This window comes from Rahnella aquatilis CIP 78.65 = ATCC 33071, from assembly GCF_000241955.1.
Classification (GTDB): Bacteria; Pseudomonadota; Gammaproteobacteria; order Enterobacterales; family Enterobacteriaceae; genus Rahnella; species Rahnella aquatilis.
Genome location: NC_016818.1, coordinates 3,955,755 through 3,980,496 on the forward strand (window position 1 = coordinate 3,955,755; position 24,742 = coordinate 3,980,496).

At 53.6% G+C, this 24,742-nt stretch carries 16 protein-coding genes; 5 read left to right on the forward strand and 11 right to left on the reverse strand.

Annotated features, from left to right (window positions below; translation table 11 throughout):
- Positions 1–63: 63 nt before the first annotated feature.
- Together erpA and clcA are read right to left on the reverse strand one after the other, a co-directional pair.
- Entirely contained in the window at positions 64–423 is a 360-nt protein-coding gene (gene erpA, locus RAHAQ2_RS17965; protein ID WP_013576932.1) for an iron-sulfur cluster insertion protein ErpA, read from the reverse strand.
- Positions 424–511: 88 nt separating this feature from the next.
- A complete protein-coding gene (gene clcA / locus RAHAQ2_RS17970; RefSeq protein ID WP_015698591.1) occupies positions 512–1,975 on the reverse strand; it encodes a H(+)/Cl(-) exchange transporter ClcA in 1,464 nt (487 codons plus the stop codon).
- A gap of 185 nt (positions 1,976–2,160) precedes the next feature.
- Here clcA and hemL point away from each other — a divergent pair, with 185 nt between their 5' ends.
- Both hemL and RAHAQ2_RS17980 read left to right on the forward strand, forming a co-directional pair.
- A complete protein-coding gene (gene hemL / locus RAHAQ2_RS17975; RefSeq protein WP_015698592.1) occupies positions 2,161–3,447 on the forward strand; it encodes a glutamate-1-semialdehyde 2,1-aminomutase in 1,287 nt (428 codons plus the stop codon).
- A gap of 138 nt (positions 3,448–3,585) precedes the next feature.
- A complete protein-coding gene (locus RAHAQ2_RS17980) occupies positions 3,586–6,348 on the forward strand; it encodes an autotransporter family protein (RefSeq protein WP_015698593.1) in 2,763 nt (920 codons plus the stop codon).
- A 48-nt stretch (positions 6,349–6,396) separates the two neighbouring features.
- On the opposite strand, the gene fhuB is transcribed toward RAHAQ2_RS17980, so the two are convergent.
- From fhuB to fhuA, 4 genes are all read right to left on the reverse strand, one after another.
- Positions 6,397–8,385 carry a Fe(3+)-hydroxamate ABC transporter permease FhuB gene (gene fhuB / locus RAHAQ2_RS17985; protein ID WP_015698594.1) on the reverse strand — a complete coding sequence of 663 codons (1,989 nt, stop codon included), beginning with the start codon at positions 8,383–8,385 and terminating at the stop codon, positions 6,397–6,399.
- A complete protein-coding gene (gene fhuD / locus RAHAQ2_RS17990) occupies positions 8,382–9,284 on the reverse strand; it encodes a Fe(3+)-hydroxamate ABC transporter substrate-binding protein FhuD (protein ID WP_015698595.1) in 903 nt (300 codons plus the stop codon). The genes fhuB and fhuD overlap by 4 nt, the downstream gene beginning before the upstream one ends.
- Position 9,285: 1 nt before the next feature.
- Positions 9,286–10,098 (reverse strand): Fe3+-hydroxamate ABC transporter ATP-binding protein FhuC, encoded by an 813-nt coding sequence (fhuC, locus tag RAHAQ2_RS17995; RefSeq protein WP_015698596.1) that lies wholly within the window; start codon positions 10,096–10,098, stop codon positions 9,286–9,288.
- 95 nt (positions 10,099–10,193) lie between these two features.
- The gene (fhuA, locus tag RAHAQ2_RS18000) at positions 10,194–12,422 is read right to left on the reverse strand and encodes a ferrichrome porin FhuA (protein ID WP_015698597.1); all 2,229 of its coding nucleotides are present in this window, start codon (positions 12,420–12,422) and stop codon (positions 10,194–10,196) included.
- A gap of 458 nt (positions 12,423–12,880) precedes the next feature.
- Here fhuA and RAHAQ2_RS18005 point away from each other — a divergent pair, with 458 nt between their 5' ends.
- Positions 12,881–13,840 carry a nucleoside hydrolase gene (locus RAHAQ2_RS18005; protein WP_015698598.1) on the forward strand — a complete coding sequence of 320 codons (960 nt, stop codon included), beginning with the start codon at positions 12,881–12,883 and terminating at the stop codon, positions 13,838–13,840.
- Between the two features lie 20 nt (positions 13,841–13,860).
- Positions 13,861–15,093, forward strand: coding sequence for a NupC/NupG family nucleoside CNT transporter (locus tag RAHAQ2_RS18010; protein ID WP_015698599.1), 1,233 nt, complete (start codon positions 13,861–13,863; stop codon positions 15,091–15,093).
- Positions 15,094–15,167: 74 nt separating this feature from the next.
- Here the strand turns inward: RAHAQ2_RS18010 and RAHAQ2_RS25590 are convergent, their stop codons facing one another.
- The 5 genes from RAHAQ2_RS25590 to hrpB all read right to left on the reverse strand — a co-directional run bounded on the left by RAHAQ2_RS25590 (position 15,168) and on the right by hrpB (position 24,061).
- Complete coding sequence (locus RAHAQ2_RS25590; protein WP_015698600.1) at positions 15,168–15,323, reverse strand: MerR family transcriptional regulator; 156 nt, start codon at positions 15,321–15,323, stop codon at positions 15,168–15,170.
- A 127-nt stretch (positions 15,324–15,450) separates the two neighbouring features.
- The gene (locus RAHAQ2_RS18015) at positions 15,451–16,044 is read right to left on the reverse strand and encodes a hypothetical protein (protein WP_015698601.1); all 594 of its coding nucleotides are present in this window, start codon (positions 16,042–16,044) and stop codon (positions 15,451–15,453) included.
- Positions 16,031–18,313, reverse strand: coding sequence for a hypothetical protein (locus tag RAHAQ2_RS18020; protein WP_015698602.1), 2,283 nt, complete (start codon positions 18,311–18,313; stop codon positions 16,031–16,033). The genes RAHAQ2_RS18015 and RAHAQ2_RS18020 overlap by 14 nt, the downstream gene beginning before the upstream one ends.
- A gap of 471 nt (positions 18,314–18,784) precedes the next feature.
- On the reverse strand, positions 18,785–21,409 hold the full coding sequence (gene mrcB, locus RAHAQ2_RS18025; RefSeq protein ID WP_015698603.1) for a bifunctional glycosyl transferase/transpeptidase: 2,625 nt from the start codon (positions 21,407–21,409) through the stop codon (positions 18,785–18,787).
- Between the two features lie 207 nt (positions 21,410–21,616).
- Complete coding sequence (gene hrpB, locus RAHAQ2_RS18030) at positions 21,617–24,061, reverse strand: ATP-dependent helicase HrpB (protein ID WP_015698604.1); 2,445 nt, start codon at positions 24,059–24,061, stop codon at positions 21,617–21,619.
- Between the two features lie 96 nt (positions 24,062–24,157).
- Here hrpB and thpR point away from each other — a divergent pair, with 96 nt between their 5' ends.
- Positions 24,158–24,700, forward strand: a complete 543-nt coding sequence (gene thpR / locus RAHAQ2_RS18035; RefSeq protein WP_015698605.1) for an RNA 2',3'-cyclic phosphodiesterase — start codon at positions 24,158–24,160, stop codon at positions 24,698–24,700.
- The last annotated feature ends 42 nt before the right edge of the window (positions 24,701–24,742 follow it).

Sequence of the window (24,742 nt, forward strand, 5' to 3'; positions counted from 1 at the left end):
GATTAATCAAAAATAAAAAAGCCCGTCTGCATAGCAAACGGGCTTTTTCTTTAAGACGGATATTTAGATACTAAAGGAAGAACCACAGCCGCACGTCGTTTTGGCATTCGGGTTGGTCACCACAAAACGTGAACCTTCCAGACCTTCGGTGTAATCCACCGAACCGCCGACCAGATATTGCAGGCTCATCGGGTCAACCACCAGCGCCACACCGGCTTTTTCGATGGTCATGTCGCCATCATTAATTTTGTCGTCAAAGGTGAAACCGTACTGGAAACCGCTGCAACCGCCGCCGGTGATATACACGCGCAGTTTCAGGTTCGGGTTTTCTTCATCGGAAATCAGGTTTTTCACCTTGCGCGCCGCGGCCTCAGTAAACTGTAACGGCAACGCGGTTGTTTCATTCAACAATGCTTCACTCATAATTTCTCACTCCCAATCCGCATTTGTTCAGGCCGCCGGATTGACTGTCTGAATAATATACTCATTATCTTATACCTGAGTTAATGCTTCAAGTATGGGCATTTTTGGCTGCGCTGTCCTGCTTATTGGTGCCTTCGGCGACGAAACCGTCCTGCGCTTTTTCGGCATTCTCACGTTCCTGCTTCTGTAAGGTGCGGGTCAATATGGCGGAATACAAGGGTTTACCGCCCAAAAACTGCGCCAGCAGGGTCGCGCCCAGACAGGTAATGATCATCGGTAAAATCAGCTGATAATTATCGGTCATCTCCAGCACCAGCACGATGCCGGTCAGCGGTGCACGCACGCTGGCGGCAAATAACGCGCCCATTCCGGCGATGGCAAAGGTGGCAGGCTGAATGCCGTATTGCGGGAACCACGCCAGTGCCGCCGTGCCAAATGCTGTGCCGAGCAACGTGCCCAGCGCCAGCATCGGGGCAAAAATCCCGCCCGGTGCGCCGGAGGCAAAGCACAGCAGCGTAGTCACCACGCGGACAACAAAGATCACCAGCAACATCATCAGGCTGTATTTTCCTGCCGCCGCCAGCGGGATCAGCGCAAATCCACCGCCGGTGACTTCCTGATGCACCAGCCCGAGCAGGCCGCAGAATCCTCCCAACATGCCGCCGATAAGCAGGATTTTTCGCAGATTTCCGCCATGCACGCGGGCAAACATATCCTGCGTGCGGAAAATCAGCGCATTGAAACTGACGCCGACCACACCAAAGACCATGCCTAAGACGAGATACAACCACAGCGTATTGAGCGGCGCACTCGCCAGCCTGCCGACTTCAATCACCGCGCCGTCGCCGTTGAAAATACGGAAAACAATGCTCGACATGATCACGCCGATAAACACGGCTTTTATCGAAATCAGGCTGTAACGGAACTGCAGTCGCATCTCTTCGAGAATGAACAGGATACCGGCCAGCGGCGCGTTAAATGCCGCAGAAAGCCCGGCCGCCGCACCGGTTGCCAGTAACGAATGCCGCGCCTCCGCGCTGCGCAGCCGGAAAATATCGACCATCATTTTCCCGACATTCGCGCCCATCTGCACCGTTGGCCCTTCCCTTCCCAGCACCATACCCGCGCCGAGCGTGCCCATGCCGCCAAAGAATTTCACCGGGATCACGCGCCACCAGCGCACCGGCCGTAGTTCCTCCAGCGCGCCTTCGATTTCAGGAATACCTGAACCGCCCGCTTCAGGCGCATAACGCCGGACCAGATAATAGCCGACCATCGCCAGCGCGGCGGAAAACACAAACGTCAGCGGCCACAGCAGGATCCAGTAATCACTGAAGACGCCCAGCCCGGAAAGCCGGACCGCCATCACCCGGTTCACCGCTTTTTCGAATGCCACGCCGAGTAAACCGGCGACCGTGCCAACCACGGCGGCGACAAGCAAAATGGTGACCGGCGTTTTATCGCGACGCAGTACAAGGCGCAGGATTTCGCTACGTTTGCGCGGGCCGCGCACGGGCGCATCCGCTAAAATTTCAGTGTCTGATTCATTCATCACGCAAAGTGAAATACAGAAAAGGTTATGGAAGATGAGTGGATTTAATCATACAAATTACCGTCCTGACAGGATCTGCAACAAAATGCCGCACGGTTTACGGTTTGATAACGCCGCTCAGTTCACTAGAATGGGCGCGTTAATCTTTCCATGACATATTACCCCAGCAATTCAGGAGCCGAATAATGAGTAAGTCAGAAAGTCTGTTCACGCAGGCGCAAGCGCTAATCCCGGGCGGTGTTAACTCGCCGGTACGTGCCTTCTCCGGCGTTGGCGGCGTCCCCTTATTCATCGCGCGCGCTGACGGCGCTTTCCTGTTTGATGCCGATGGTAAAGCCTACATCGACTACGTGGGTTCATGGGGGCCGATGGTGCTTGGCCATAACAACGCCGAAATCCGCAATGCGGTGATTGAAGCGGCTGAGCGCGGCCTGAGCTTTGGTGCGCCGACCGAGATGGAAGTCAGAATGGCCGAACTGGTGACCGGTCTGGTACCCAGCATGGACATGGTGCGCATGGTGAACTCCGGCACCGAAGCGACGATGAGCGCAATTCGTCTGGCGCGTGGTTTCACCCATCGCGATAAAATCGTCAAATTCGAAGGCTGCTATCACGGCCATGCCGACTGCCTGCTGGTGAAAGCCGGTTCAGGCGCACTGACCCTCGGGCAGCCAAACTCTCCGGGCGTACCGGCTGATTTCGCCAAACACACGCTGACCTGTACCTATAATGATCTGGATTCTGTCCGCGCGGCGTTCGAACAATTCCCTGACGATATCGCCTGTATCATCGTTGAGCCGGTCGCTGGCAACATGAACTGTGTGCCGCCACTGCCGGAATTCCTGCCGGGTCTGCGCAAGATTTGTGATGAATTTGGCGCACTGTTGATCATCGACGAAGTCATGACCGGTTTCCGTGTGGCGCTGGGCGGTGCTCAGGAGTACTACGACGTCACGCCGGATCTGACCTGCCTGGGCAAAATCATCGGCGGCGGGATGCCGGTGGGCGCCTTTGGTGGTCGCCGCGATGTGATGGAAGCGCTGGCACCGACCGGTCCGGTCTATCAGGCGGGTACACTTTCCGGTAACCCGATTGCCATGGCAGCCGGTATTGCCTGCCTGACGCAGGTCGCACAACCGGGCGTTCATCAGACCCTGACCGAACGCACCACCCAACTGGCCGAAGGCTTGCTGGACGCGGCACAGAAAGAAAATATTCCCTTCGTGGTGAACCACGTCGGCGGCATGTTCGGGCTGTTCTTCACCGATGCACAAACCGTCACCTGCTATCAGGACGTGATGAAATGTGACGTTGAGCGTTTCAGGAAGTTCTTCCATCTGATGCTGGAAGAAGGCGTTTATCTGGCGCCTTCGGCGTTCGAAGCAGGCTTTATGTCTCTGGCGCATACGCAGGAAGATATTCAGCGCACGATTGATGCCGCACGTCGTTGCTTTGCAAAGATTAAAAAATAAAAACGCCTTTCATATTTGCGGGGGATATAATTCCCCCTCATTACATATAATTAATTTATTTTATTTAGAACGCCATAAAAATTATAATTCCTATTGCTTTCATCAATCATTATGAATATCAAAAAGGAATTTTTTTTAATGGAATTTAACAACAATCTGCTTTCGGAGTGCAATACCGCTATTCTGACGAAATCCCGATTTTCTTTAGTCATAATTGCTTTTTATACTGCACTGCCCATTTTTCTCGCCGGAGGGGGTGTTCCTGCTGCAATGGCTTCGTCCTTCCCTCAAAACACATCGTCGCTGTCTACAGCCCCATTCAGTGGTACAGATCAGACATTTACAGTTGATGAAAATGTTAGCGACGCCACTGGCGTTGGGATAACTGTTAGTGGCGACGGAAATACCTTAGATATAAATGCAAACGATTCAGGAGTAGTGCCTGTAATATCAGGAGTGAGTGGCGTTGCCTTTTACGGAGGAAATGTCACCCTTAATAACAATGCAAATATAATCTCGACCGGCACAGAATTAAGTGGGAAGGATGCTGGTGTTAATATCCAGGGAAATGGCACCGTTAATAACGGAACTTCCGGTTATATCGAGTCACAATCCGATGGTATTTTCCTGTCAGATTTTTCTACCGTGAATAATAGCGGTGTTATTAAAGCATCGAATCCTACTTCAACCCGTACCGGTGTGTATTTCACCAGTGGTGGCAACTATAACGGCAACGAAACGGGCATAGTTGATAGCACTGGCTACGGGGTTGTGTTCAATTCCAGTCAGGCAGGAGATCCGCAAAGCCGGATGCTGAATTCAGGCACGATTAGCGGGAATGTAGATGGCGTGTTGGGAAGGGGAAACTCTGCCGGAACCATCATCAATCAGGCTGGAGGAACGATCAGTTCTGCGCAGGGTTCAGGCATCGTAATTTCTGATACCGCCAGCTTCGACATTGTTAATTACGGCACGATATCAGGGGCTGGGGGGGCGATTGACTACGCAGGCACTGGCAGCAATTCACTGGCACTTAGCACCGGCTCCGCGCTCAATGGGGATGTTATCAGCAGCACTGCGGACACCAATACGCTGGTGCTTTATGAAACCGGCACTGAAGATGCCAATTTTACAGGTGCTTCAGCCAGTACGGGTTTCAAAACGCTGACGATGGACGGCACTGACTGGACTCTGTCCGGCGATATCAACCTTACCGGCAGCGATGAATCAACATTGTTAGTTAACAGCGGTAAGCTGACACTGAGTGGTAATGTCACCTCGGCGGGAAATACCCAAATTAATACGGGCGGCGGAATGTTGGTCGACGCTACCGGTTCCCTCACCACGCCGGAAATTAATGTCGCCCAAGGTGCCTGGTTTGCGTCCCAGGGAAGTGTCACCGGAGACATTAATAACAGCGGTACAGTGATGGCTTATAATGCCCTCACCGGCGAAGAGTCAGAGGCGGCAGGCACAACAACTTTGCAAGGAAATATGTCAAACAGCGGTTCATTAGTGCTGGGCGGTGGGCAAACCGGTAATACCTATGTCATTACAGGTGACTATACGGGGGATAACGGAACCGTTGTTATCAACAGCGAACTGGGTGGCGATGATTCACTGACCGATAAACTGGTGATTCAGGGTAACAGCTACGGGCAATCCTCCCTGACCGTCAATAATATCGGTGGAATGGGGGCGGAAACCCTGCAAGGCATGGAGGTGATAAGCGTTGATGGCACTTCTGCCGGGCAGTTCTCGCTGGGAAACCGCGCGGTTGCCGGGGCTTATGAATACAATTTATTTCAAAATGAAAATGATGGCAGCTGGTACCTGAGCTCGGCAACAAGCCCGACTCCGACACCCGATCCAGAACCTACTCCTGAACCGGAGCCGACACCGGACCCAGTTCCCGACCCGACACCGGCTCCTGTTCCCGACCCGACACCGGACCCTGTTCCCGAACCATCGCTTTACCGCCCTGAAACCGGCGCGTATCTCGGTAACCAACTGGCGGCACAGCGGATGTTTACTTTACAACTGCATGACCGGGACAGCGCACAAAAGAGTGAAGATGAACAAGCCTGGGTACTGCTCCACAGTGACGCGACTCAGCTCAATGCTGCCGACGGTGAGTTATCGCTTGATACAAACAGTACTGCCCTGCAATTAGGCACCAGCCTCCTGACTCAGGACACGGTGAATGGCGGTCAGTACCAGTTGGGGATCATGGCAGGCATCGGTGACAGCAGAACCAAATCTCATGCTGACGGTGATCATTACAGAGCAACGGGTAAGGTCAACGGGTACAGCATCGGAGGCTATGCTACCTGGTATCAGGACGTGAAAAATCAGAAAGGATGGTATGTCGACAGCTGGGCGCAATACGGATGGTATGACAACAGCGTACAAGGCGATGGCCTGGACCCAGAGAAATACCGCAGCCAGGGCGTGCAGGCTTCAGTGGAAACGGGCTATCTGCTGGCTTTCGGCCAGTCCGCAACCCGTGAATGGACGGTTGAGCCTCAGGTGCAGGCTGTCTACAACCGTTATGACAGTGAAAATCATACCGAAACCAACGGCAGCCGCATTACCGGCGGCAGTGATGATTCACTGCTAAGCCGGGCTGGGGTTCGTTTATCAAATCGTAACGTCAATGACAGTAATGCACTGACACCTTATGTGGAAGCGAACTGGGAAAAGGGTCAGTACGTTGACTCCCTGGACTTCAATGGTGACACCGTGAGCAATGATGCCCCGGAAAATCGCTATGGATTACGGGTAGGTCTGACCGGAAAAGTCGCGAAAAACATGCAGATTTGGGGACAGGCTGGCTCTTATATTGGTGAGAAAAATTACACCAATTATCAGGCAGCCGTGGGCGTGAAAGTTAACTTTTAAGTCCGGACTGACAATGTGAAAGGGCGCTCACCAGAGCGCCCTTTTTTGTTACTGTGCCTGCTTTCTCAGCAGATAAATAAAGTATGGCGCGCCGATAAAGGTCGCGAGCAAACCGGCAGGGATTTGATCCGGGAAAATGATCATGCGCCCGCACCAGTCCGCAAAGACCATCAGCAAGCCGCCAAGCACGCTGGCGACCATCCACTGCGGCATCGCCCTGCGAAATCCCATCATGCGGGCCATATGGGGTGCCATCAGCCCGACAAAACTCAGCGGTCCGACCGTCAGCGTTGCCGCCGCTGTCATCACCGCCGCCAGCAATAAAATCGCCACGCGGGTGGGCGTCAGCGCCAGCCCGACTGATTTCGCCGTCACGCTGCCCAGCGGCAAAATATTTATCCAGCGACAGCAGAAGGGAACCATCACCATCAGCACCCCGGCCAGAATCAGCGTGCGCCACGCCGCTTGCGCAGAAACGGAATAAGTCGAGCCGGAAAGCCAGGTCAGTAAACCCCCCATGCGCGGATCGCCGCTCGCCAGCAGCAACGTCATCAGCGTGGTGAAGGCCGTACTGAGCGCAATACCGGTCAGCAACATACGTTCCGCCGAGAAGCTGCGCAGCCCCGAGGCCACCATAATCACCAGCAGCGTCAGCGCCGCACCGGCACTGCCCGCCGGCAGCAGCCATGCAAAGGCATCGCCCGGCACGATAAACATCATCACCACCACGCCCGTTGCGGCACCAGAACTGATCCCCAGCACTTCCGGGCTGGCCATCGCATTACCGGTCAGTTTCTGGATCAGCACACCGGATGAGGCCAGCATCACACCTGCCGCCAGTGCCGCCAGAACACGCGGTAAGCGCCATGGCAGCAGAGCCTGTAAATCGGCACCGGTTGACCAGCTCCAGCCGGTGGCGTTGCGTCCGGCCATCAGCGCGACCATCAACCCGAGGAACAGCACGGCGAGCGCCAGCGACACCCAGCGCATCAGATGCTGACGTTCATCTGGCACGTGATCGCCCTGATCCATTGGCGGCGGTGTCATGTTATTGCGCAGACGCGGCAGCAGCCATAACAGCAGCGGTGCCCCCACCAGCGCAGTCGCGGCACCGGTCGGAATTTCCATCCAGAAGGTCGTGATAAACTGCATCACCTGATCGGTAAGCCACAACAGCAGCGCACCGATCACCGGCGCAATGATCAGCCGGGCAGTCAGACGACGTGCACCCAGCATTTTCGCCAGTAATGGCGCAAACAGACCGATAAAGCCGATAATCCCCACCGCATTAACCAGTTGCGCACTCATCAGAATCGCCAGGGTCAGAACAGCCAGACGTGCCGCTGACAGCCCGAGGCCGAGGTTTTTGGCGACGCCGTCATCCAGCCCCAGCAACGTCATCGGGCGCTGCAACAAAAATGCCAGCAGCCAGACAATGATCACGCGCGGCAGCAGGAAGTTCGCGATATCCCAGTCCTGTTGGTTCAGCGCCCCGCTGCTCCACATGTACAGGCTTTGCAGGTTCTGATAGTTGAAGATGCCAATCAGGCCGTTCACCGCACCGCAATATAAGCCGAGTACCAGACCGGCGAGGATCAGCGTGACCGGTGACATGCGTTTGCCCCAGGCGATACCAAATACCAGTGCGCCAATCACCACCGCCCCGGTCATGGCGGCAAACTGCTGAGTGATCATCCCGCCCGGCAGCGCCCATAAAGTCGCAACCGTCAGGCCGAGCTGGGCACCCGCCGAGACGCCGAGCGTCGCGGGTTCCGCCAGCGGATTGCGTAAAACCTGCTGGAACAGCAAACCGACCAGCCCCAGCCCTGCGCCCGCCAGCAAGGCCACGGCAACGCGTGGCAGCAGGCTATAATGGAAAAGCATCTGCTGAACATTTTCGATATCAGGCTGCCACAACGCGCCGCGCCACTGCGCATAAGGCAGTTGCTGATGCAGGTTGTATAGGCTGAGCGCACCGGCGGCCAGCGCAAGCAGTATCAGGAGAATCAGCGAAACGCTGAGCGAACGGCGGTTCATACCGGCTTCCTCAGGGTGCGGGTTAACATCTCGCAGAAATTCATCGCGCTGAAGGTGGCGCCGTAATACCACACGGCAGGTACGATGCTGAACTGGTTCGCCCGCACGAACGGCATGGATTTCCACAGCGGCGTTTTCGCCACGGCATCCATCATATCGGTGTTGTCATGTTCAAAACACAATACGCGGGCATTTTTAATGCTGGCCAGACGCTCGACGCCGACCGATACGCTGCCCCAGAAACTGCCTTCCCCGACCCAGGCGTTGGTCAGCCCGAGTTCGCCCATCACTTCATGGAACATGCTGCCTACGCCAAACACCAGAACGTGGCGCGTATCAATGAAGGTGATTAACAGCAGCGGCTGATGCGCGACCGGCTTCAGTTGTTCGCGGGTTTGCTTGAGCGTGTTGCGATAAAGCTGCAAATGCGCTTCGGCGCGATCCTGTAACCCCAGGCGATCCGCCAGTTTATGCAGGGAACTGATGGCCAGATTGAGCGGTTTTGCCGAACCGTCATTGGCTTTAACATCCAGCACCGGCGCGATAGTTTCAAGCTGGCGGGTGGTCGGGCCATAACCGGTGGTGATCAGCAACAGCGAGGGATTCAGTTGCTGGATAAGTTCCATGTTAGGTTCGGTGCGCTGACCGACGTCAATCACGCCCGGTCCCAGCGGCGGTTCAGCCACCCAGATGTTGTAATTACGAATATCGGCAATCGCCAGCGGCATCACGCCGAGCGCGATCAGCAGCTCGGTGGGCAACCATTCAAGGGTCACAATGCGGCTGAGATCGGGACGCGATGCAGACAGTGCAGGCAGCGACGTCAGCAACGGGGAAAGCGCCATCATCTGCAACAGACGGCGGCGCGTGATCCCGGAAATAGATGAAATATCAGACATATCAGTATACGAAGCTCACCGGTGCGCCACCCGCAGGATGCGGGAGGATCCCCATCGGAATGCCATAAATTTGTTCCAGCACGTCGCCGCGCATCATCTCTTCCGGTGTGCCCTGGGCAATCACTTCACCGCCGCGCAACGCCATCAACTGATCGCAATAGCGCGCGGCCATATTCAGATCATGCAGCACAGCGATCACCGTTAAGCCTTTTTCACGGCTCAGACGCTGGATCAAGGCCAGCACGTCTTTCTGATGGGCGATATCCAGCGCAGAGGTCGGCTCATCGAGCAGCAGGCAACGGCTGTCCTGCGCCACCATCATTGCCAGCCAGGCGCGCTGACGTTCGCCGCCGGAGAGGCTGTCCACCAGACGGCGGGCAAACGGTTTGAGGCCGACCAGCGCAATGGCTTCTTCGACCTTTTCTTTGTCCTGATGTTTAAAACGACCCAGTGCGCCGTGCCACGGATAGCGGCCAATCGACACCAGTTCCTGCACGGTCATGCCTTCTGCGGCGGGAAGCTGCTGCGGCAGATACGCCACCTGACGCGCAAAGGCTTTGCTGTCCCACTGCGCCAGCGGCGTTTCATTGAGGTAAATCGTTCCGGATGTCGCAGACTGATGCCGCCCGAGCATTTTTAATAACGTCGACTTTCCTGATCCATTGTGACCAATCAGGCCGCACACTTTTCCCTGCGGAAAGCTCAGCGATAATGGCGCGAGAAGCGTGCGTCCCGGGACGGTGAAACTCACATCCAGCAGGCGAAAGACGCTTTCTGGCAGCGATGAAGACGGATGTACGTTGTTATCAGGCATAAGATTTTCTACGTTGACATCTGTAAGTGGAAAGGGAACGGGCACGACCTGCGTGCCCGGATTGTCGTGCTTACATACTGACGATTCGAAGACTCTTAAAAACGGAAGGTTGCGGTTGCAACCACCTGACGATCTGAACCCCAGTAACAGGCGTAATCGCGGTAGCAGCTGGCAACATACTCACGATCCAGCAAGTTATTAATGTTCAGACCGACAGAAGAACCTGGCATGCCGAAGCGAGCGAGATCATATTTCACCGTCGCATCAACCAGCGTGTAAGAGGAAACATTGAATGCCTCATTCTCTCTGGATGCATTCACGCCGTTTGCGGTGTAGAAGCTCGAACTTGCTCCCACATAGCGCACACCAGAACCGAGCGTCAGGCCGCTAAGCGCAGTTTCGTGGAAGGTGTAATCCGCCCACAGAGATGCCATATTTGCCGGGACTTCGACAGGGCGTTTGCCTTCGAAATTAGTGTCATGCGTATATTTTGCATCGGTGTAAGTGTAAGACGCCGTGACGTTGATGTTGGCATTCACCGCGGCTTTAGCTTCCAGCTCCACACCGCGCGAACGGATTTCACCGGACTGAACGCTAAAGGCGGCGTCAGACGGGTTGGCTGTCAGGTTTTTGTCTTTTGTCAGCTGGTACACCGCTGCCGTCAGGCTGACCGGACGATCGTTGGGGATGTATTTGATCCCGGCTTCATACTGTTTACCCATTGATGGATCGAACGGCTTACCTTCTTTGCTGGCACCCGCGGTCGGTTCAAAGGATTCGCTGTAGCTGAAGTACGGAGAAACACCGTTGTCGAACAGGTAGTTCAGACCGCCACGCCAGGTAAACTGCTGGTCGTTGATCTGCGATGCGCTGTTGGTAGTACGGGTATAGGTTGAGCTTTTCGCGAAATCGTAACGGCCGCCGAGGGTCAGGATCCACCTGTTCCACTCCGCCTGATCCTGCGCGTACAGACCGGTTTGTTCCTGACGGTTGAGGATCTTATACGGGAAATAGAGCGAAACATTGCCGTTACCGTATTGCGGATTGGCCAGGTTCAGATTACTGGCGCTGCCGTAATCGGCATTAATGTCGTTACGCATACGCATGTAATCGACACCCACCAGCACGGTATGATCGACATCGCCGGTACCGAATTTAGCCTGAGCCTGTGTATCGACATCAAAGTTCGCCAGCTTCTCTTTGGACTGAACATAGCTGCGCGTGATGTTGCCGTTACCCAGGTAACCGAAGCCGTAAACTGATTTATATTCCGTGTCGAGTTTGGTGTAACGCAGGTTCTGGCGAACCGTCCAGGTATCATCAAACTGATGGGCGAAGCTGTAACCGACCATTTTCTGAGTACGGGACATGCGGTTACCCGCTTCACCTTCGTTGAAATCTGTCGGCAACTTATGCGCTTTACCGTTAGCGTCGTAATACGGCACCACGGTCCCTTCACGAGGTAACCATCCGTAGAATCCGGCATCCGGATCGTTCTGGAAATTGCTCAGGAAGGTAAAATCCGTTTTATCATCAGGACGCCATGAGAAAGACGGCGCGATTGAATAGCGTTTCTCTTTCGCCATTTCCTGCTGCGCATCCTGGCTGCGCGCCACGCCGGTCAGGCGGTAGGAATAGACGCCGGCATCATCGATAGCATCGCTGAAATCAAAACCGGTCTGGTACAGGTTATCTGTACCCATTTTGAACTGCACTTCTTTCAACGGTTCAGTGGTCGGGCGTTTGCTGACCATGCTGACCACGCCGCCGGGGTTGCTCTTACCGTACAGAACGGAAGACGGGCCGCGCAGGACTTCAACGCGCTCCAGCATGTACGGATCCATCGACACTTCAGAGTAGTTATCACCCTGAAGTTTGATGCCGTCGAGATACTGGTTGGTGTTAACAGAGGTGAAGCCACGGATGGCCATGGCGTCAATGGTGTTAGAGCTGCCACGACTGGCGAAAACACCCGGCGTATAACCCAGTGCTTCTTTCACCGTCACAGGCTGCCTCATGTCCATTTCTTCGCGGGTGACCACAGAAACAGATTGAGGTGTCTTCACCAGTGGCGTGTCGGTTTTCGTGCCGGTAGCGCTGTGTTTTGCTGCGATGGTGGCCGCTGGCCCCCATGCGGATTCCGGTGCCGCTTCGGCTGTTGCCTGGCTGGTCACGTTAATGGTGTCTTCTTTAGCCGCAGCCGGGGTGGCGGCACCGGCATAAAACGCGGCAGACCCGAGCGCAGCGGTAATGGTTAAAGCTAACGTCCGGCGCCTGAATGCGCCTTGCCGGACTGAGGTTGAAAGCAAGCATTGAGAAACCATTGCATAATCTCTGGAGGAGTAATGGGAATGTAAACGATAATTATTATTATAACCGTCGCATATTATGCTCAATGTCTGGCCTTCTGCAAGTCCATTTAGCAGGTGCAAAGGGTGACAGAATAAAAATTAACCCTATGTGAATCAGGGGTAAAACTGATGAAAGAATGTTCTAAACAGATTGTGATACACATGTGGATATAAGGCGCAGAATGTAAACGATAAGAAGCAATTCTTTCATTCTGTGGTGTCTTCACTTTATTTTTATTCCCGAATTTGAAGTATTCGTCATATTTTACTTTCTGATTTGCGAACAAAATCCAAAATTATCCGATGGGTGAGCGGTAAACTGTCCGTCGGGTAAAAAGTTAAATCATGCCCCCCCCTTGAGTGTCATTAAGCCTTTCGAAAGCAATGACGAGGACATATAACCTCTTATTTTCTACGCACGGAGCATAATAATGAAAATAGTTAACTGGCCTGAATTAACATTAAGTAAAAGAATGAAATTGCTGGAGCCGCCAACGGGAAACGCCATTCCGGTAGTGATTGACAGTGACACCTACAATGAAATAGACGATCAAATAGCGATTGCCTGGGCAATGTTACATCCGAAGAAAATTGATCTGCAGGCACTGTATGCGGCTCCTTTTACCAACAGCTTTTTTGGTAAAGAAAATACCCATACTTATGTCGAGTCTGCCGAACAAGGCATGTCTCTCAGTTTTGATGAGATGCACAAGGTGATACAAAAAGTTCCTCATACTCAAACGCCAGCCATTTTTAAAGGTTCGACTGACTATCTGAAGAATCGTCCTGTCCCCGAAACCTCTCCGGCAGTACAGGATTTAATTGAGCGTGCATTACGCTGTGAAAGCACATTGCAGGTATTATGTATCGCCTCCCCCACCAATATTGCTAATGCGCTTAGCCTTGAGCCTGAAATCATCCATAAAATCCACGTCACCTGGTTAGGGGGGAATAGTTTTGACTGGAAAGATAATAATGAATTCAATCTGATGCAGGACATTTCAGCGAGCCGGGTATTGTTCGACAGTGGCGTGGCATTAACTCATATACCCTGCTTTGGTGTGGCCAATACGTTAGCCACCTCCGTGCCGGAATTACAATATTACTTCGCCAACACCAGTACCATCGGAAAATATATTGCCAACATTGCCCCGAACTGTCCGTGGATCGGTTTTGCCTCGCGTAAAGTTATCTGGGATATCGCCGCTGTGGGTTATATTTTGGATCCCCAATGGTTCACTGCCCGCTTTCATGCCTCTCCGCTTATCAATGATAATTTTAGCTGGAGTTTCGATAACCGCCGCCATCCTGTCCGTGTCATACAGTTTATTGAACGCGATGAGTTGTTTCGGGATCTGTTCCGGAAAATAATCGACGCTGATAATCAATAAATTAAAACATTGAGGATACTATGCCACAAATACTCCTTGTCGCACTGGGCATGATGGTGTTGATTATTATAGCCCTTATATTTTCTGAAAACAGGAAAGCGATAAATTTTCGCACGGTGATCGGCGCATTTATTATTCAGGCGTCATTAGCGGCCTTTGTTCTTTTTTTTCCTGCTGGCGAGAAAGCCTTATTTGAAATATCGGGTTCACTTAGCAGCCTGATGGGTTATTCGGGCGAAGGCATCAATTTTATATTTGGTGATATCGGGAAGTTTAAATTCGGCTTCATTTTTGCATTCCATGTACTGCCCATCATTATCTTCATGTCCGCCCTTTTCTCGGTGCTCTATTATCTGGGTATTATGCAATGGGTGATCCGTATTATTGGTAAAGGCATTCAGGCTTTGCTGAAAACCAGTCCGGCAGAATCGATGTCCGCCACGGCCAATATCTTTGCAGGCAATACCGACGTCTTCTTGCTGATGAAACCTTACGCCGCCAGAATGACTCGCTCGGAGCTTTTCGCCCTGATGACCGGCGGTGTGGCCTCTATCGCCGGCTCCGTTCTCATTGGCTATGCCAGCATGGGCATTGAGCTACGTTATCTGGTTGCGGCAGCCTTTATGTCCGCACCGGGAGGTTTGCTGATGGCAAAACTCCTGTATCCCGAAACAGAGTCGGATCAGATTGCGGATATATCCTTTACCCACACGGACGAGGAACGGCCAATTAATATCGTCGAAGCGGCGACAAATGGTGCCAGCAGCGGTTTAAAGCTGGCAGCGAATGTCGGCGCCATGTTACTGGCTCTGATTGCTCTTATTGCCATGGTTAACGGAATGCTGGGATGGGTATGCAGTGTTTTGGGGTTTGATGGGATCACCCTGCAACTGATCTTCAGTTATATTTTTGCCCCTGTGGCCTGGCTGTTAGGCGTACCGGGCCATGAAATTTTACAGGTGGGCAATTTGCTTGGGCAAAAACTGGTGCTTAATGAATTTGTCGCTTACAGCAGCTTTCTTCCTTTAAAAGATTCTCTGACGGAATACTCGCAAATCATTATCACCATGGCGCTTGCCGGATTCGCTAATTTATCTGCGCCTGCGGCGTTAATTGGCGTACTGGGAGGTTTAGTCCCCGCGCGGAAAAGCTACATTGCTAAAATGGGCATGAAGGTCATTCTGGCCGGTACACTCTCAAACTTAATGAGTGCCGCACTGACCGGATTTTTTTATTTAATCGCCTCTTCATGATCAAGGGATAAATAAATATCCTCCGGCATAGCCGGAGGTTTTCCATATGCGCCTGGGCTTTGTTATCAGCCTGTTCAGGGAATGACAAACTGATTTGTCGCTTTCTGGTCTGTCACGCTTGCGTCAATTTTACCGCCTACCAGCACAAGCTCCCCTCTGGCTATCCAGTCGTAAACAGTCTGACGGCTTACACCTTTGTGCCAGGCGTAGGCGGCTTTGGTCATCAGCATGATTAATTCTCCATATCATTGTTCTATTATTGAACGATTTAGTTTAGGCAGAGTTAAATTGTAAGTAAAAAGGAACAGTGACATTCCTTTTTACTTTATTTTGTCCTTCCTAAAATAAATATTACTATCAATGTCCATAAATAACTTTTGGCTCGGACAAATTACAGCCATTACTCATTTCATTGACTTTATCAAAGTCTGAACCATTAAAGCGATACGTAATCAACCGACATTCAGGAGCTTCAAAATCTCCATTCTCACTCTGTAGCGGTGCGTTAGCGGCCCGGCCTTGAATGGTTAATTCTGCACTGCTTTCTTTGGCGGTATATTTAAATTTCAGCCCCGTAGAAGTACCATCATCAACCGCTTCAACATAGCTATTTCCCCCTTCAGGAGATCGGGGGAGTGTAGCTACAATTTTACCCGTTAACTTGTCAATAACCCATCCACAGACCCAATAATCGTGCAAACATTCACTACCATGCCCTCCAGAGGTAACAAATAGTCGGTAATGACCAGCAAAGTTCACGGGCTTATTCAATTGTAAATTTATTTGTTTTTTCCACCAGCTTGAGTAGGTTTCTTGCTCTGAGTTAAGAGATACTGATTGCGCGAAAGGTCCCTCGCTAATATACACTGCACTTTCAATACTTCTGGCATCTGCCATAACCGAACATAGCAAGAAGAATAGACAGAAAGATATATTCTTATTTTTTCCCATTTTTTGAAACCTCTAGTACTGAAACCATCTCATCTGGCATGATATGGGATCTATTTAAACCATCTCCAGAGTAATAAGATACACCTTCAATGTGAGCAGTGTGTCCTTTACTAATTATCTTACCCTTTCTTACCCCAGCAGAAGCGAACTCCATTGCCCAAGCGTAAATAGCATCTTCTACGCTACCACCACCTTCAAGATAATTAATAATAGGTTCACGCTTAAGTTTAATGAGATATTCTTCAAAGATTTTATCCTGCATTGCCTCGTCATACAGCGCATTCGTATCTAATTGAAGCTTTTCGACCGCTTCTTTTAAAGTCGGTGTTATTATCTGAAAACGTCCGGTCGCGAACATGTCATGATTTTTTTGAGCATCCATAACTTCACCAAGCGTCATTGACGTCAAATTCGTCTTGTAGTGTGCCTCCGCATGTGTGGGATGAGGATGCGGCCATGTTCGGTTATACGCCGTATAGTCATTTTTCGATTCAACATTCCCCAGCAAATCCGCAAACGGTGAATGCGCCCATCCGCTGGCTTTTGGCGCACTGATGGCATCCAGGAACATTATCGGATGCATATGCCATAATTCCGTCGGAAGATTCACCTTCGACTTATCAAGGTCGGGCATCCATACCTCATTTTTCAGCACAGAGTCCCAGTATTCCGCTTCACCAGGCTCATTTTTACGGTAGTCACTCAGATGCTCTTCTTCCCACATGGCATGGCTGAAATAGGCCCATGCGCTGGTATGCTTTATTATCAGCCTGTTCAGGGAATGGCGCAGCATCGGCACATATAACCAGCTCAGAATATGATGGCGGTCATATTCCCTGTCGGCATCAATATCCCGCAGGAATCGCTCATACTCATACTCCATCGCCCCGTATTTCGTCCGCTGCTCCTGTTTAGAAGCAAAATGCAGCACTTCCATCAGCTTATGAATAAAACCTTTGCGTGAGCGATTCTCACCCAGATATTTAAAGCCGGTGGTGGGAATATCCACCCGCTCAAAACCCTGACCGGCAAGGTCATAACGGGAGAGTTTTTTCGTGTCTTCATCCCGTATCCAGTCCATTTTCTGGCCCGAGCACCAGTAAAGCTGTCCTGTATGACCGTCTTTTGCACTCCGGGCCTCATCTGCCAGCCGTTGCACCGCATCCAGTGTGCTCGGTGCCTTGCGGGGTTCAAACTTCATAGGCCAGTCGCTGTAATCGTAAGCAGTCACGCCCGGAATAAATTTAAGCCAGGCGGGTTTATCATTGCCCACCTGCTCCGGGTTTGTCAGGAAATGCGCCAGATTGTCATCCGCCGTGAAGCACTCGATATGTACCTGATACTGCCCTTTATGCTTCATCGAGAAGCGGCTGTTTGACAGATGGCCCAGATAACCCAGATGACCAATAGCATCACCCGCTTTAACCGGGACAGGGTCAGGGCAAACCACTTTATCCAGCTCCAGCGTATGCTGGTGGAGAGGCAGCAGCGTTTCCCACCAAACGGGGCGCTTCGCCCCGCTAAATTCAGGCTTAAGGTTGGCGGCATCCCTGACGGATATCCAGACTTTATCCCCGCTCTGTAAATCCATATCCGCTGTGTGCACATTCTGCTGCAGGGTGACGAGCCCCATCACGGTGCCGCCCTCGTCGCTTTTCAGCGCCGGGTCGGTATTGTCCCAGGTGATTTTTGTTCCGCGAGGGAGGGTGCCCGTTTGCCAGGCTCTGGATTTATCCGCAAAAGACTTTAACCCCGAAGGCCAGTTAACGGTCCAGTTATGCGCATTGTCGTTTGTGTAGGCACTCCAGGGCGCAAGGTTCATGTACAGCGTGTAAAACGTCAGGCCGCTTTGCGTCGTTTCACCTGGCTGTACATAGTGGCGAATAAGCACAAAAGAGCAGGCGTGTGGAACGGGGTTCCCCCACCAGCTGGCTTCTTTCAGATCGCTGCATACCCGGCAGGCAACCACTTCACCGTCCGCCATATTGCGCAGCGGTTGCTGCCCGGTGAACGGGGTCGGGTGACTTTCCTGCTCTGCCACTGAGGGGCTGCTCAGTGCACACCACGGGGCGGACGCATGGGTGATATGGATAGCACCGTGCCACAAACCATTACGGCCCACGGGCCAGAATCCCCCGGCTTCGCTGTTGTCCAGATGGTCAAGAAATTCTTCGCAGTGTGCAAACTCGCCGCCCTTTTCGTTTTTTGCTACCGGAAAACGAAAATGCAACGGGACACGGGCTGTTTTTCCCCCGGCTTTATCGGTCATATGTTGATCCTTTAACATTCTATATACGGGTATTCATCAGGGAAAATCAGTCAGAGGGCTGGCGCTTTTTGATATTTTCCTGTCGACCGGGTTCCCTTACTGCGTATTTCGCTCTATTCGAACATGGATTGGCATCGAAGTTCGATCAGCGATTCGCATTTATTCGATCAACCGGGAACTCAACTTTTCCTACTGCTTTTTAACCTGTTTTTTCCTCGCTTTCCTCTATCCGTGAGTTTTTCCTCATCGATTCATCCTGCAGGACCACTCTGGATAGGTGCCTTCGACTTCAGCGGAGGAATGCGATGAATACTAAGAAAGATCACCAGCGGAGGAGAAAGTTCAAAAAAATCCCCGGCAGTAAGGCCGGGGATTTGTGTATAAGAGACAGAGCTAGGCTGTTTTTTTTATAGCCAAAAAAAGAGCGCGATCCTCATCGCGCTCTTTATGACTCATCGGCTCTGGCTGAACTTAATTACCTGAACCGAACATATCCTTAATCCAACCCGCAACACCGTTGCTGTCTTTCTTCTCATCCTGAGGCTGTTGCTGTTGCTGCCCGGATGGCTGCTGTTGTTGCTGTTGCTGCTGGATTTGTTGTTGCTGCTGTTGCTGAACGGCGCTCACAGACGCCTGACACATGGCGTCCGGTGAATCAGTCCAGACCGGAATTGAACGCACCGCGCCACTTCCGCCCAGCAAGCCACCGCTGTTGCCACAGACAAAGTTACCGCTGCCATCAATATTCATCGTACTGATGCCCTCCGGCATTTGCAGATCCAGTGGCTGCGGTGTGCCGTTTTCCAGATAGCGTCCGTAAAGTACCAGCGCACCGGTAGAACCCCACAGTTTGGACGGGCCGTTGTTGTCACGACCTACCCAGGTGATCGCCACCTGATTGCCATCGATGCCGGCAAACCAACTGTCACGCAGTTCGTTCGAGGTCCCGGTTTTCGCCGCCAGATGCAGTTTCGGGAACTTGTTCGCCAGCGCACGGGATGTGCCTTCCTGCACCACCTGCTGCATCGCATACAACGTCAGATACGCTGCCTGCGACGGGATCACACGAATCGCCTGCGGGAAGCTCTGATAGAGCACCGTGCCGTCTTCCGCAATCACCGAGCGCACTGCGGACAGCGGCGCTTTGTTGCCGCCGCTGGCAATGGTCTGGTATTCCTGCGCGACTTCCATTGGCGTTAACGCAATGGCACCCAGCAACATGGATGGCGTCTGGTTCAGGGATTCTTTAGGGATCCCCAGATCAATCAGCGTCTTGGTGATGTTGTCGAGACCAACGGCCATCCCCAGATTGACCGTCGGGACGTTCATCGAACGCGCCAGCGCATCCACCAGCAGAACCTGACCACGGAACTGATGGTCATCGTTTTTCGGCGACCATGTCTGGCCGTTCGCCAGTTTCAACGTCAGCGGCTGGTCAGCCAGAATGGTGTTCAGACGGTATTTATCCGGCTGAGACAACGCGGTCAGATAGGTCGCCGGTTTCGCCAGCGAGCCGACCTGACGTCGCGCCTGCATGGCACGGTTGAAGCCAGCAAACTGCGTTTCCGCGCCGCCGACCATCGCCCGCACTTCGCCGGTATAACGGTCAACAATGACCATCGCCGTTTCAATGTCATTCAGGCCGCTTTTCTTACGCAGTAACGGAATGCCTTCCTCGACCGCTTTTTCCGCCGCATCCTGAGAAATCGGATCCAGCGTGGTGAAGATTTTCACCCCGGACATGTCCTGAACTTTATCGCCCAGTTTGGCCTGCAGTTCCTGACGCACCATCTGCATAAACGCAGGCTGTGGCGAAATCACCCCGCCTTTCGGCTGCACGCCCAGCGGACGCGCGCTCAGCATGTCATACAGCTCCTGATCGATAACTTTCTGCTCAACCAGCAAACGCAGCACCAGATTACGGCGTTGCAACGCCATCTGCGGGTTACGCCACGGGTTATACAGTGAGGCACCTTTCACCATGCCCACCAGCAATGCCTGCTGATCCAGACTCAGTTCATTCACCGGACGGCCAAAGTAATACAGGCTTGCCAGCGGGAAACCGCGGATCTGATCAGAACCGCTCTGGCCGAGATACACTTCGTTCAGATACAGCTCAAGAATGCGATCCTTGCTGTAATCCGCGTCCAGCAGGATTGCCATCACCGCTTCACGCGCTTTACGGCTCAGCGAGCGTTCGTTGGTGAGGAACAGGTTTTTCACCAGCTGTTGTGTCAGCGTGGATCCCCCCTGCACCGCATGACCGGCGGTGAGGTTAGCCACCACGGCACGGCCGATAGAATAGAAGTTGATACCGTCATGCTCATAGAAATGACGGTCTTCCGTAGCCAGCAGCGTATCGACCAGCAAATCCGGGAAGCCGGAACGCGGCACGAACAGACGCTGTTCCCCGTTAGCGTTAGACGCCTGCAACATGGTGATCAGACGCGGATCAAGGCGGAACAACCCGAAATCACGCTGGTTATCCAGGTTTTTAATCTCTGACAGGCTGTTGCCGTCAAACATCAGGCGGGCATTGACCTGCCCTTCTTTCCCTTCCGGGAAATCAAACGGACGGCGCAGCAAATCAATATAATTCGCGTGAACCGTAAACTCGCCCGGCCGGGTGATGCGCGTCACTTCGCGATACTGCGTGCCTTCCAGCAAGCCGACCATTTCCGCTTTGCTGATTTGCATGTCCGGTTCAAGATTGACCTGACGGCCATACACCGCCGCAGGTAACTGCCAGACTTTACCGCCATCGATGCGGTCATGAATTTGCTTATTGAGATAAACCGCGTAAATCCCCAGCAAAATCAGGAAGACGACAAACAGTTTGACTAACAACCAGAACAGACGGCGCTTCTTGCTTTTCTTCCCGCCTTTGTTCGCTTTACGCGGCGGGGCTTTACGGCTCATGCGCGACTCCCGTTCTTCTTCGTAGTCATCATCATCCTCATACTCGTCATCGATTTCCTCTTCGTATTCTTCGTAGTCGTCATCCCGGCGGCTACGACGAACGGGACGAGCCCGCGCAGGCTTGCGCCCGGCAGGTTTACCTTTACGGCCAATCGGCTCGCGATCATCGCCAGACATCAGTCAATCTCCCCACGTGCTGCTGTGTTCGTCATAATGATTCTGCTTAGCTGAGTCATTTTCATTTTTTATTTCAAAAAACACTATATTTCAAAAGGATAGTCTATCTGGCCTGAAGTTCAGGCCGCAAGGCGCTTACTCTGTGCCCCGCTTTAGGTTTCGCCCAGAAGAAATGTCTGAAAAATAGTTCTTTCCCTGCACATTTCATCATGGCGCTGAAGACTTCTTGGTACGGCGCGTCGGCAATGCCTCCGCCGGATTGTCCGGCCACGGATGTTTCGGGTAGCGGCCTTTCATTTCTTTCTGCACCTCGCGATAAGATCCCAGCCAGAACGCCGCCAGATCGGCGGTGATCTGCAATGGCCTCTGCGCCGGTGACAGCAGTTCCAGTACCACAGCAACGCGCCCTTCCGCCAGTTGCGGACTGCGCTGCTCGCCGAACATCTCCTGCATCCTCACCGAGAGCGCCGGTGGCTGGTCTGCATGATAACGGATTGGCAGACGACTGCCAGTCGGCACGGTGTAATGTGTGGGCAACGCGCTGTCCAGACGCTGGCGCTGTTGCCAGTCAAGCAGCCTTAACAAGGCATCATGTAAATCAACCTGTTGCAGTGATTTTAACGAACGGACACTCTGCAAAGACGGCTGCAACCAGCGCTCTAAACCGTCGAGCAATGCCTGCTCGTCAACCGCTGGCCATTCAGCCTCCGGCAGCCATTTCGACGCGCACATCAGCCGCACGCGCAATTGCTCCGCCGCGACCGACCAGTTCAGCGCCTGCAACCCCTGCGTGCGGATCCAGTCGATCAGCGCCTGTTGCAGCTCTTCATCGTCCGGCTTTGCCAGCGGACTGGCTTTCAGCACCAGACGCCCGATCTGCCAGCGTCGCCAGGCGCGGAGCGTGCCTTTTTCTTCATCCCATTCCACCGCCGTCTGCTCTTTTACGACACCGGGCAGACGCGACGGCAGTTGCGTGATATCCAGAGCCATCGCCAGTAAAATTCGGGCATCCGGACTGTTGTTGCCCTGCAATAACTGCGGGGCGACCAGCCACGGCGCGCGGGTTAATCCGTCATCCTGCGGCAAAGATGCGCCCAGCCCGTTCGCCAGTAGATAGCGGCCATCGTCGCCGCGCCGCCGGGCAATACGGTCACTGAATGCCTGCGCCAGTAACCACGGCGCGAGCGAGGCATCCGGCGCACCGGCGTTCCCGCCGGTGCGCTGCGCCAGTTGTTTTGCCCGGCGCTGCCAGTTGCCTTGCGGGCGGCTGAACCAGTAATCCATATCCGGTAATCCGCCGCGTGGGGGTTCTTCGAGCATGGCCGCCAGCAGCGCCGCGGTTGCCAGCGCATCGGGGCTTTGTGCTGCCGCAGAAATCAGCATCGCCGCCAGCCGTGGATCGCAGCCCAACTGCGCCATACGTTGTCCGGCAGCGGTGAGCGTGCCCCGCGCATCGGTCGCGCCGAGCTGTTGTAACAGGTTTTTGGCGGCAGACAGCGCGGCAACCGGCGGCATATCCAGCCACTGTAGCTGTGCCGGTTCCTGACAGCCCCACTGTAATAATTCCAGCCAGAAACTGCTCAGGTCGCTTTGCAGAATTTCGGCTTCCGCCTGTGCACTGGCGCGTTCTGCCTGATCTTTGCTGAACAAATGCCAGCACAGGCCCGGTTCCAGACGCCCTGCACGACCAGCACGTTGGGTCATTGACGCCTGACTGATACGTTGCGTCACCAGCCGTGTCAGGCCGCTGCGAGGGTCAAACTGCGCGCTGCGTTCCAGACCGCTGTCGACGACCAGACGGATACCTTCGATGGTCAGACTGGTTTCGGCAATATTGGTCGCCAGTACCACTTTGCGACGTCCGGCAGGCGAAGGCTGAATGGCTTTTTGCTGCTGATCTAATGACAACGCGCCGTACAGCGGGCAGAGATCGACATCCTGCGCCAGCCTGCCGGTCAGCAGATTTTGTACGCGGGTGATTTCCGCCACGCCCGGTAAAAACAGCAGCATCGAGCCATGATTTTCGCTCATCAGACGGCTGACAACACGCGCCACGCCCTCGTCCAGCCGTTCATGCGTGGCCAGGGAAAGGTACTGGCGATCCACCGGAAAACTGCGGCCTGCGGATTCAATCACCGGTGCATCCGGCAGCAAGTTCGCTAAACGCAGGTTGTCGAGCGTGGCCGACATGATCAGCAGTTTTAAATCGTCGCGCAGGGCATTTTGCACATCAAGCAATAATGCCAGCGCCAGATCGGCCTGCAAACTGCGCTCATGGAATTCATCGAGGATCACCATCGACACACCGGTCAGTTCAGGATCAGCCTGTACCATGCGGGTCAGAATGCCTTCGGTCACCACGTCAAGGCGGGTCGCCGCGCTGGTTTTGCTTTCAGCACGCATGCGATATCCCACCGTCTGCCCCGGCGTTTCGCCCAGTTGCTGTGCCAGACGGAAAGCGACGTTTTTTGCCGCCAGACGGCGCGGTTCAAGCAACAGGATCTTGCCCGGCAGATTGGCCTGTTTCAGCAACTGCAACGGCAACCAGGTGGATTTACCGGCACCGGTCGGTGCCAGCAGCAGGACCTGCGACGCCTGTTGCAATGCGGCTAAAAGCGGTTCGAGTACGGCGCTGACCGGCAAAGAAGACAATGAATTCTCCATGAGAGTTAACTTTAAACGGCGGGCATTGTAGCATTTAGCCCCTAATCCGGCATGTTGCCGTGATGTGTCTTCACAGGAAACGCTATGTCTGCCGAACGCCGCCTGTTTTTCGCCTTATCACTGCCCGCAAAAATGCAAAAGCAGGTGATTAAGTGGCGTGCGGACAACTTCCCGCCGGAAACTGGCCGCCCCGTGGCTGCCGCTAACCTGCACATTACGCTGGCGTTTCTGGGCGAAATCAGTGATCTGAAAGTCCGGGCACTGACCGGCGTCGCCGGGCGCATTCAGGCGCAAAAATTCAGCCTGCAACTCGATGATATCGGCCACTGGCCGGGGTCCGGCGTCGTGTGGATGGGGACAAAGCGCGCGCCGAATGCACTGTTACAACTGGCGTCCGTATTGCGATCACACGCAGCGCGTAACGGGTGTCACCAGAGTACACTGCCGTTTCATCCGCATGTGTCGCTGTACCGCAGCGCGACCCGTCCGGTCGCGGTTCCTCCGGCCACACCTGGCTGGCAACTGGACGCCACAGAATTCAGTTTGTACGAATCCCTGTTTGAGCGGGGACGCCCCCGTTATCACTGCCTGCAAACCTGGCCGCTGGGCGATGCGCAGGAAACCTGATCCCTTTTAGCCCTCTTTTTAACAAGAGCATTTCACACGGAA

Bases quoted from the DNA above. Each gene is read 5' to 3' on its own strand.
- fhuD (WP_015698595.1), bottom strand. From the start codon at position 9,284: ATGTCTGATATTTCATCTATTTCCGGGATCACGCGCCGCCGTCTGTTG.
- RAHAQ2_RS17980 (WP_015698593.1), top strand. From the start codon at position 3,586: ATGGAATTTAACAACAATCTGCTTTCGGAGTGCAATACCGCTATTCTG.
- hemL (WP_015698592.1), top strand. From the start codon at position 2,161: ATGAGTAAGTCAGAAAGTCTGTTCACGCAGGCGCAAGCGCTAATCCCG.
- mrcB (WP_015698603.1), bottom strand. From the start codon at position 21,409: ATGTCTGGCGATGATCGCGAGCCGATTGGCCGTAAAGGTAAACCTGCC.
- RAHAQ2_RS18015 (WP_015698601.1), bottom strand. From the start codon at position 16,044: ATGGGAAAAAATAAGAATATATCTTTCTGTCTATTCTTCTTGCTATGT.
- RAHAQ2_RS25590 (WP_015698600.1), bottom strand. From the start codon at position 15,323: ATGCTGATGACCAAAGCCGCCTACGCCTGGCACAAAGGTGTAAGCCGT.
- clcA (WP_015698591.1), bottom strand. From the start codon at position 1,975: ATGAATGAATCAGACACTGAAATTTTAGCGGATGCGCCCGTGCGCGGC.
- RAHAQ2_RS18010 (WP_015698599.1), top strand. From the start codon at position 13,861: ATGCCACAAATACTCCTTGTCGCACTGGGCATGATGGTGTTGATTATT.
- fhuA (WP_015698597.1), bottom strand. From the start codon at position 12,422: ATGGTTTCTCAATGCTTGCTTTCAACCTCAGTCCGGCAAGGCGCATTC.
- RAHAQ2_RS18005 (WP_015698598.1), top strand. From the start codon at position 12,881: ATGAAAATAGTTAACTGGCCTGAATTAACATTAAGTAAAAGAATGAAA.
- thpR (WP_015698605.1), top strand. From the start codon at position 24,158: ATGTCTGCCGAACGCCGCCTGTTTTTCGCCTTATCACTGCCCGCAAAA.
- erpA (WP_013576932.1), bottom strand. From the start codon at position 423: ATGAGTGAAGCATTGTTGAATGAAACAACCGCGTTGCCGTTACAGTTT.
- RAHAQ2_RS18020 (WP_015698602.1), bottom strand. From the start codon at position 18,313: ATGACCGATAAAGCCGGGGGAAAAACAGCCCGTGTCCCGTTGCATTTT.
- fhuB (WP_015698594.1), bottom strand. From the start codon at position 8,385: ATGAACCGCCGTTCGCTCAGCGTTTCGCTGATTCTCCTGATACTGCTT.
- fhuC (WP_015698596.1), bottom strand. From the start codon at position 10,098: ATGCCTGATAACAACGTACATCCGTCTTCATCGCTGCCAGAAAGCGTC.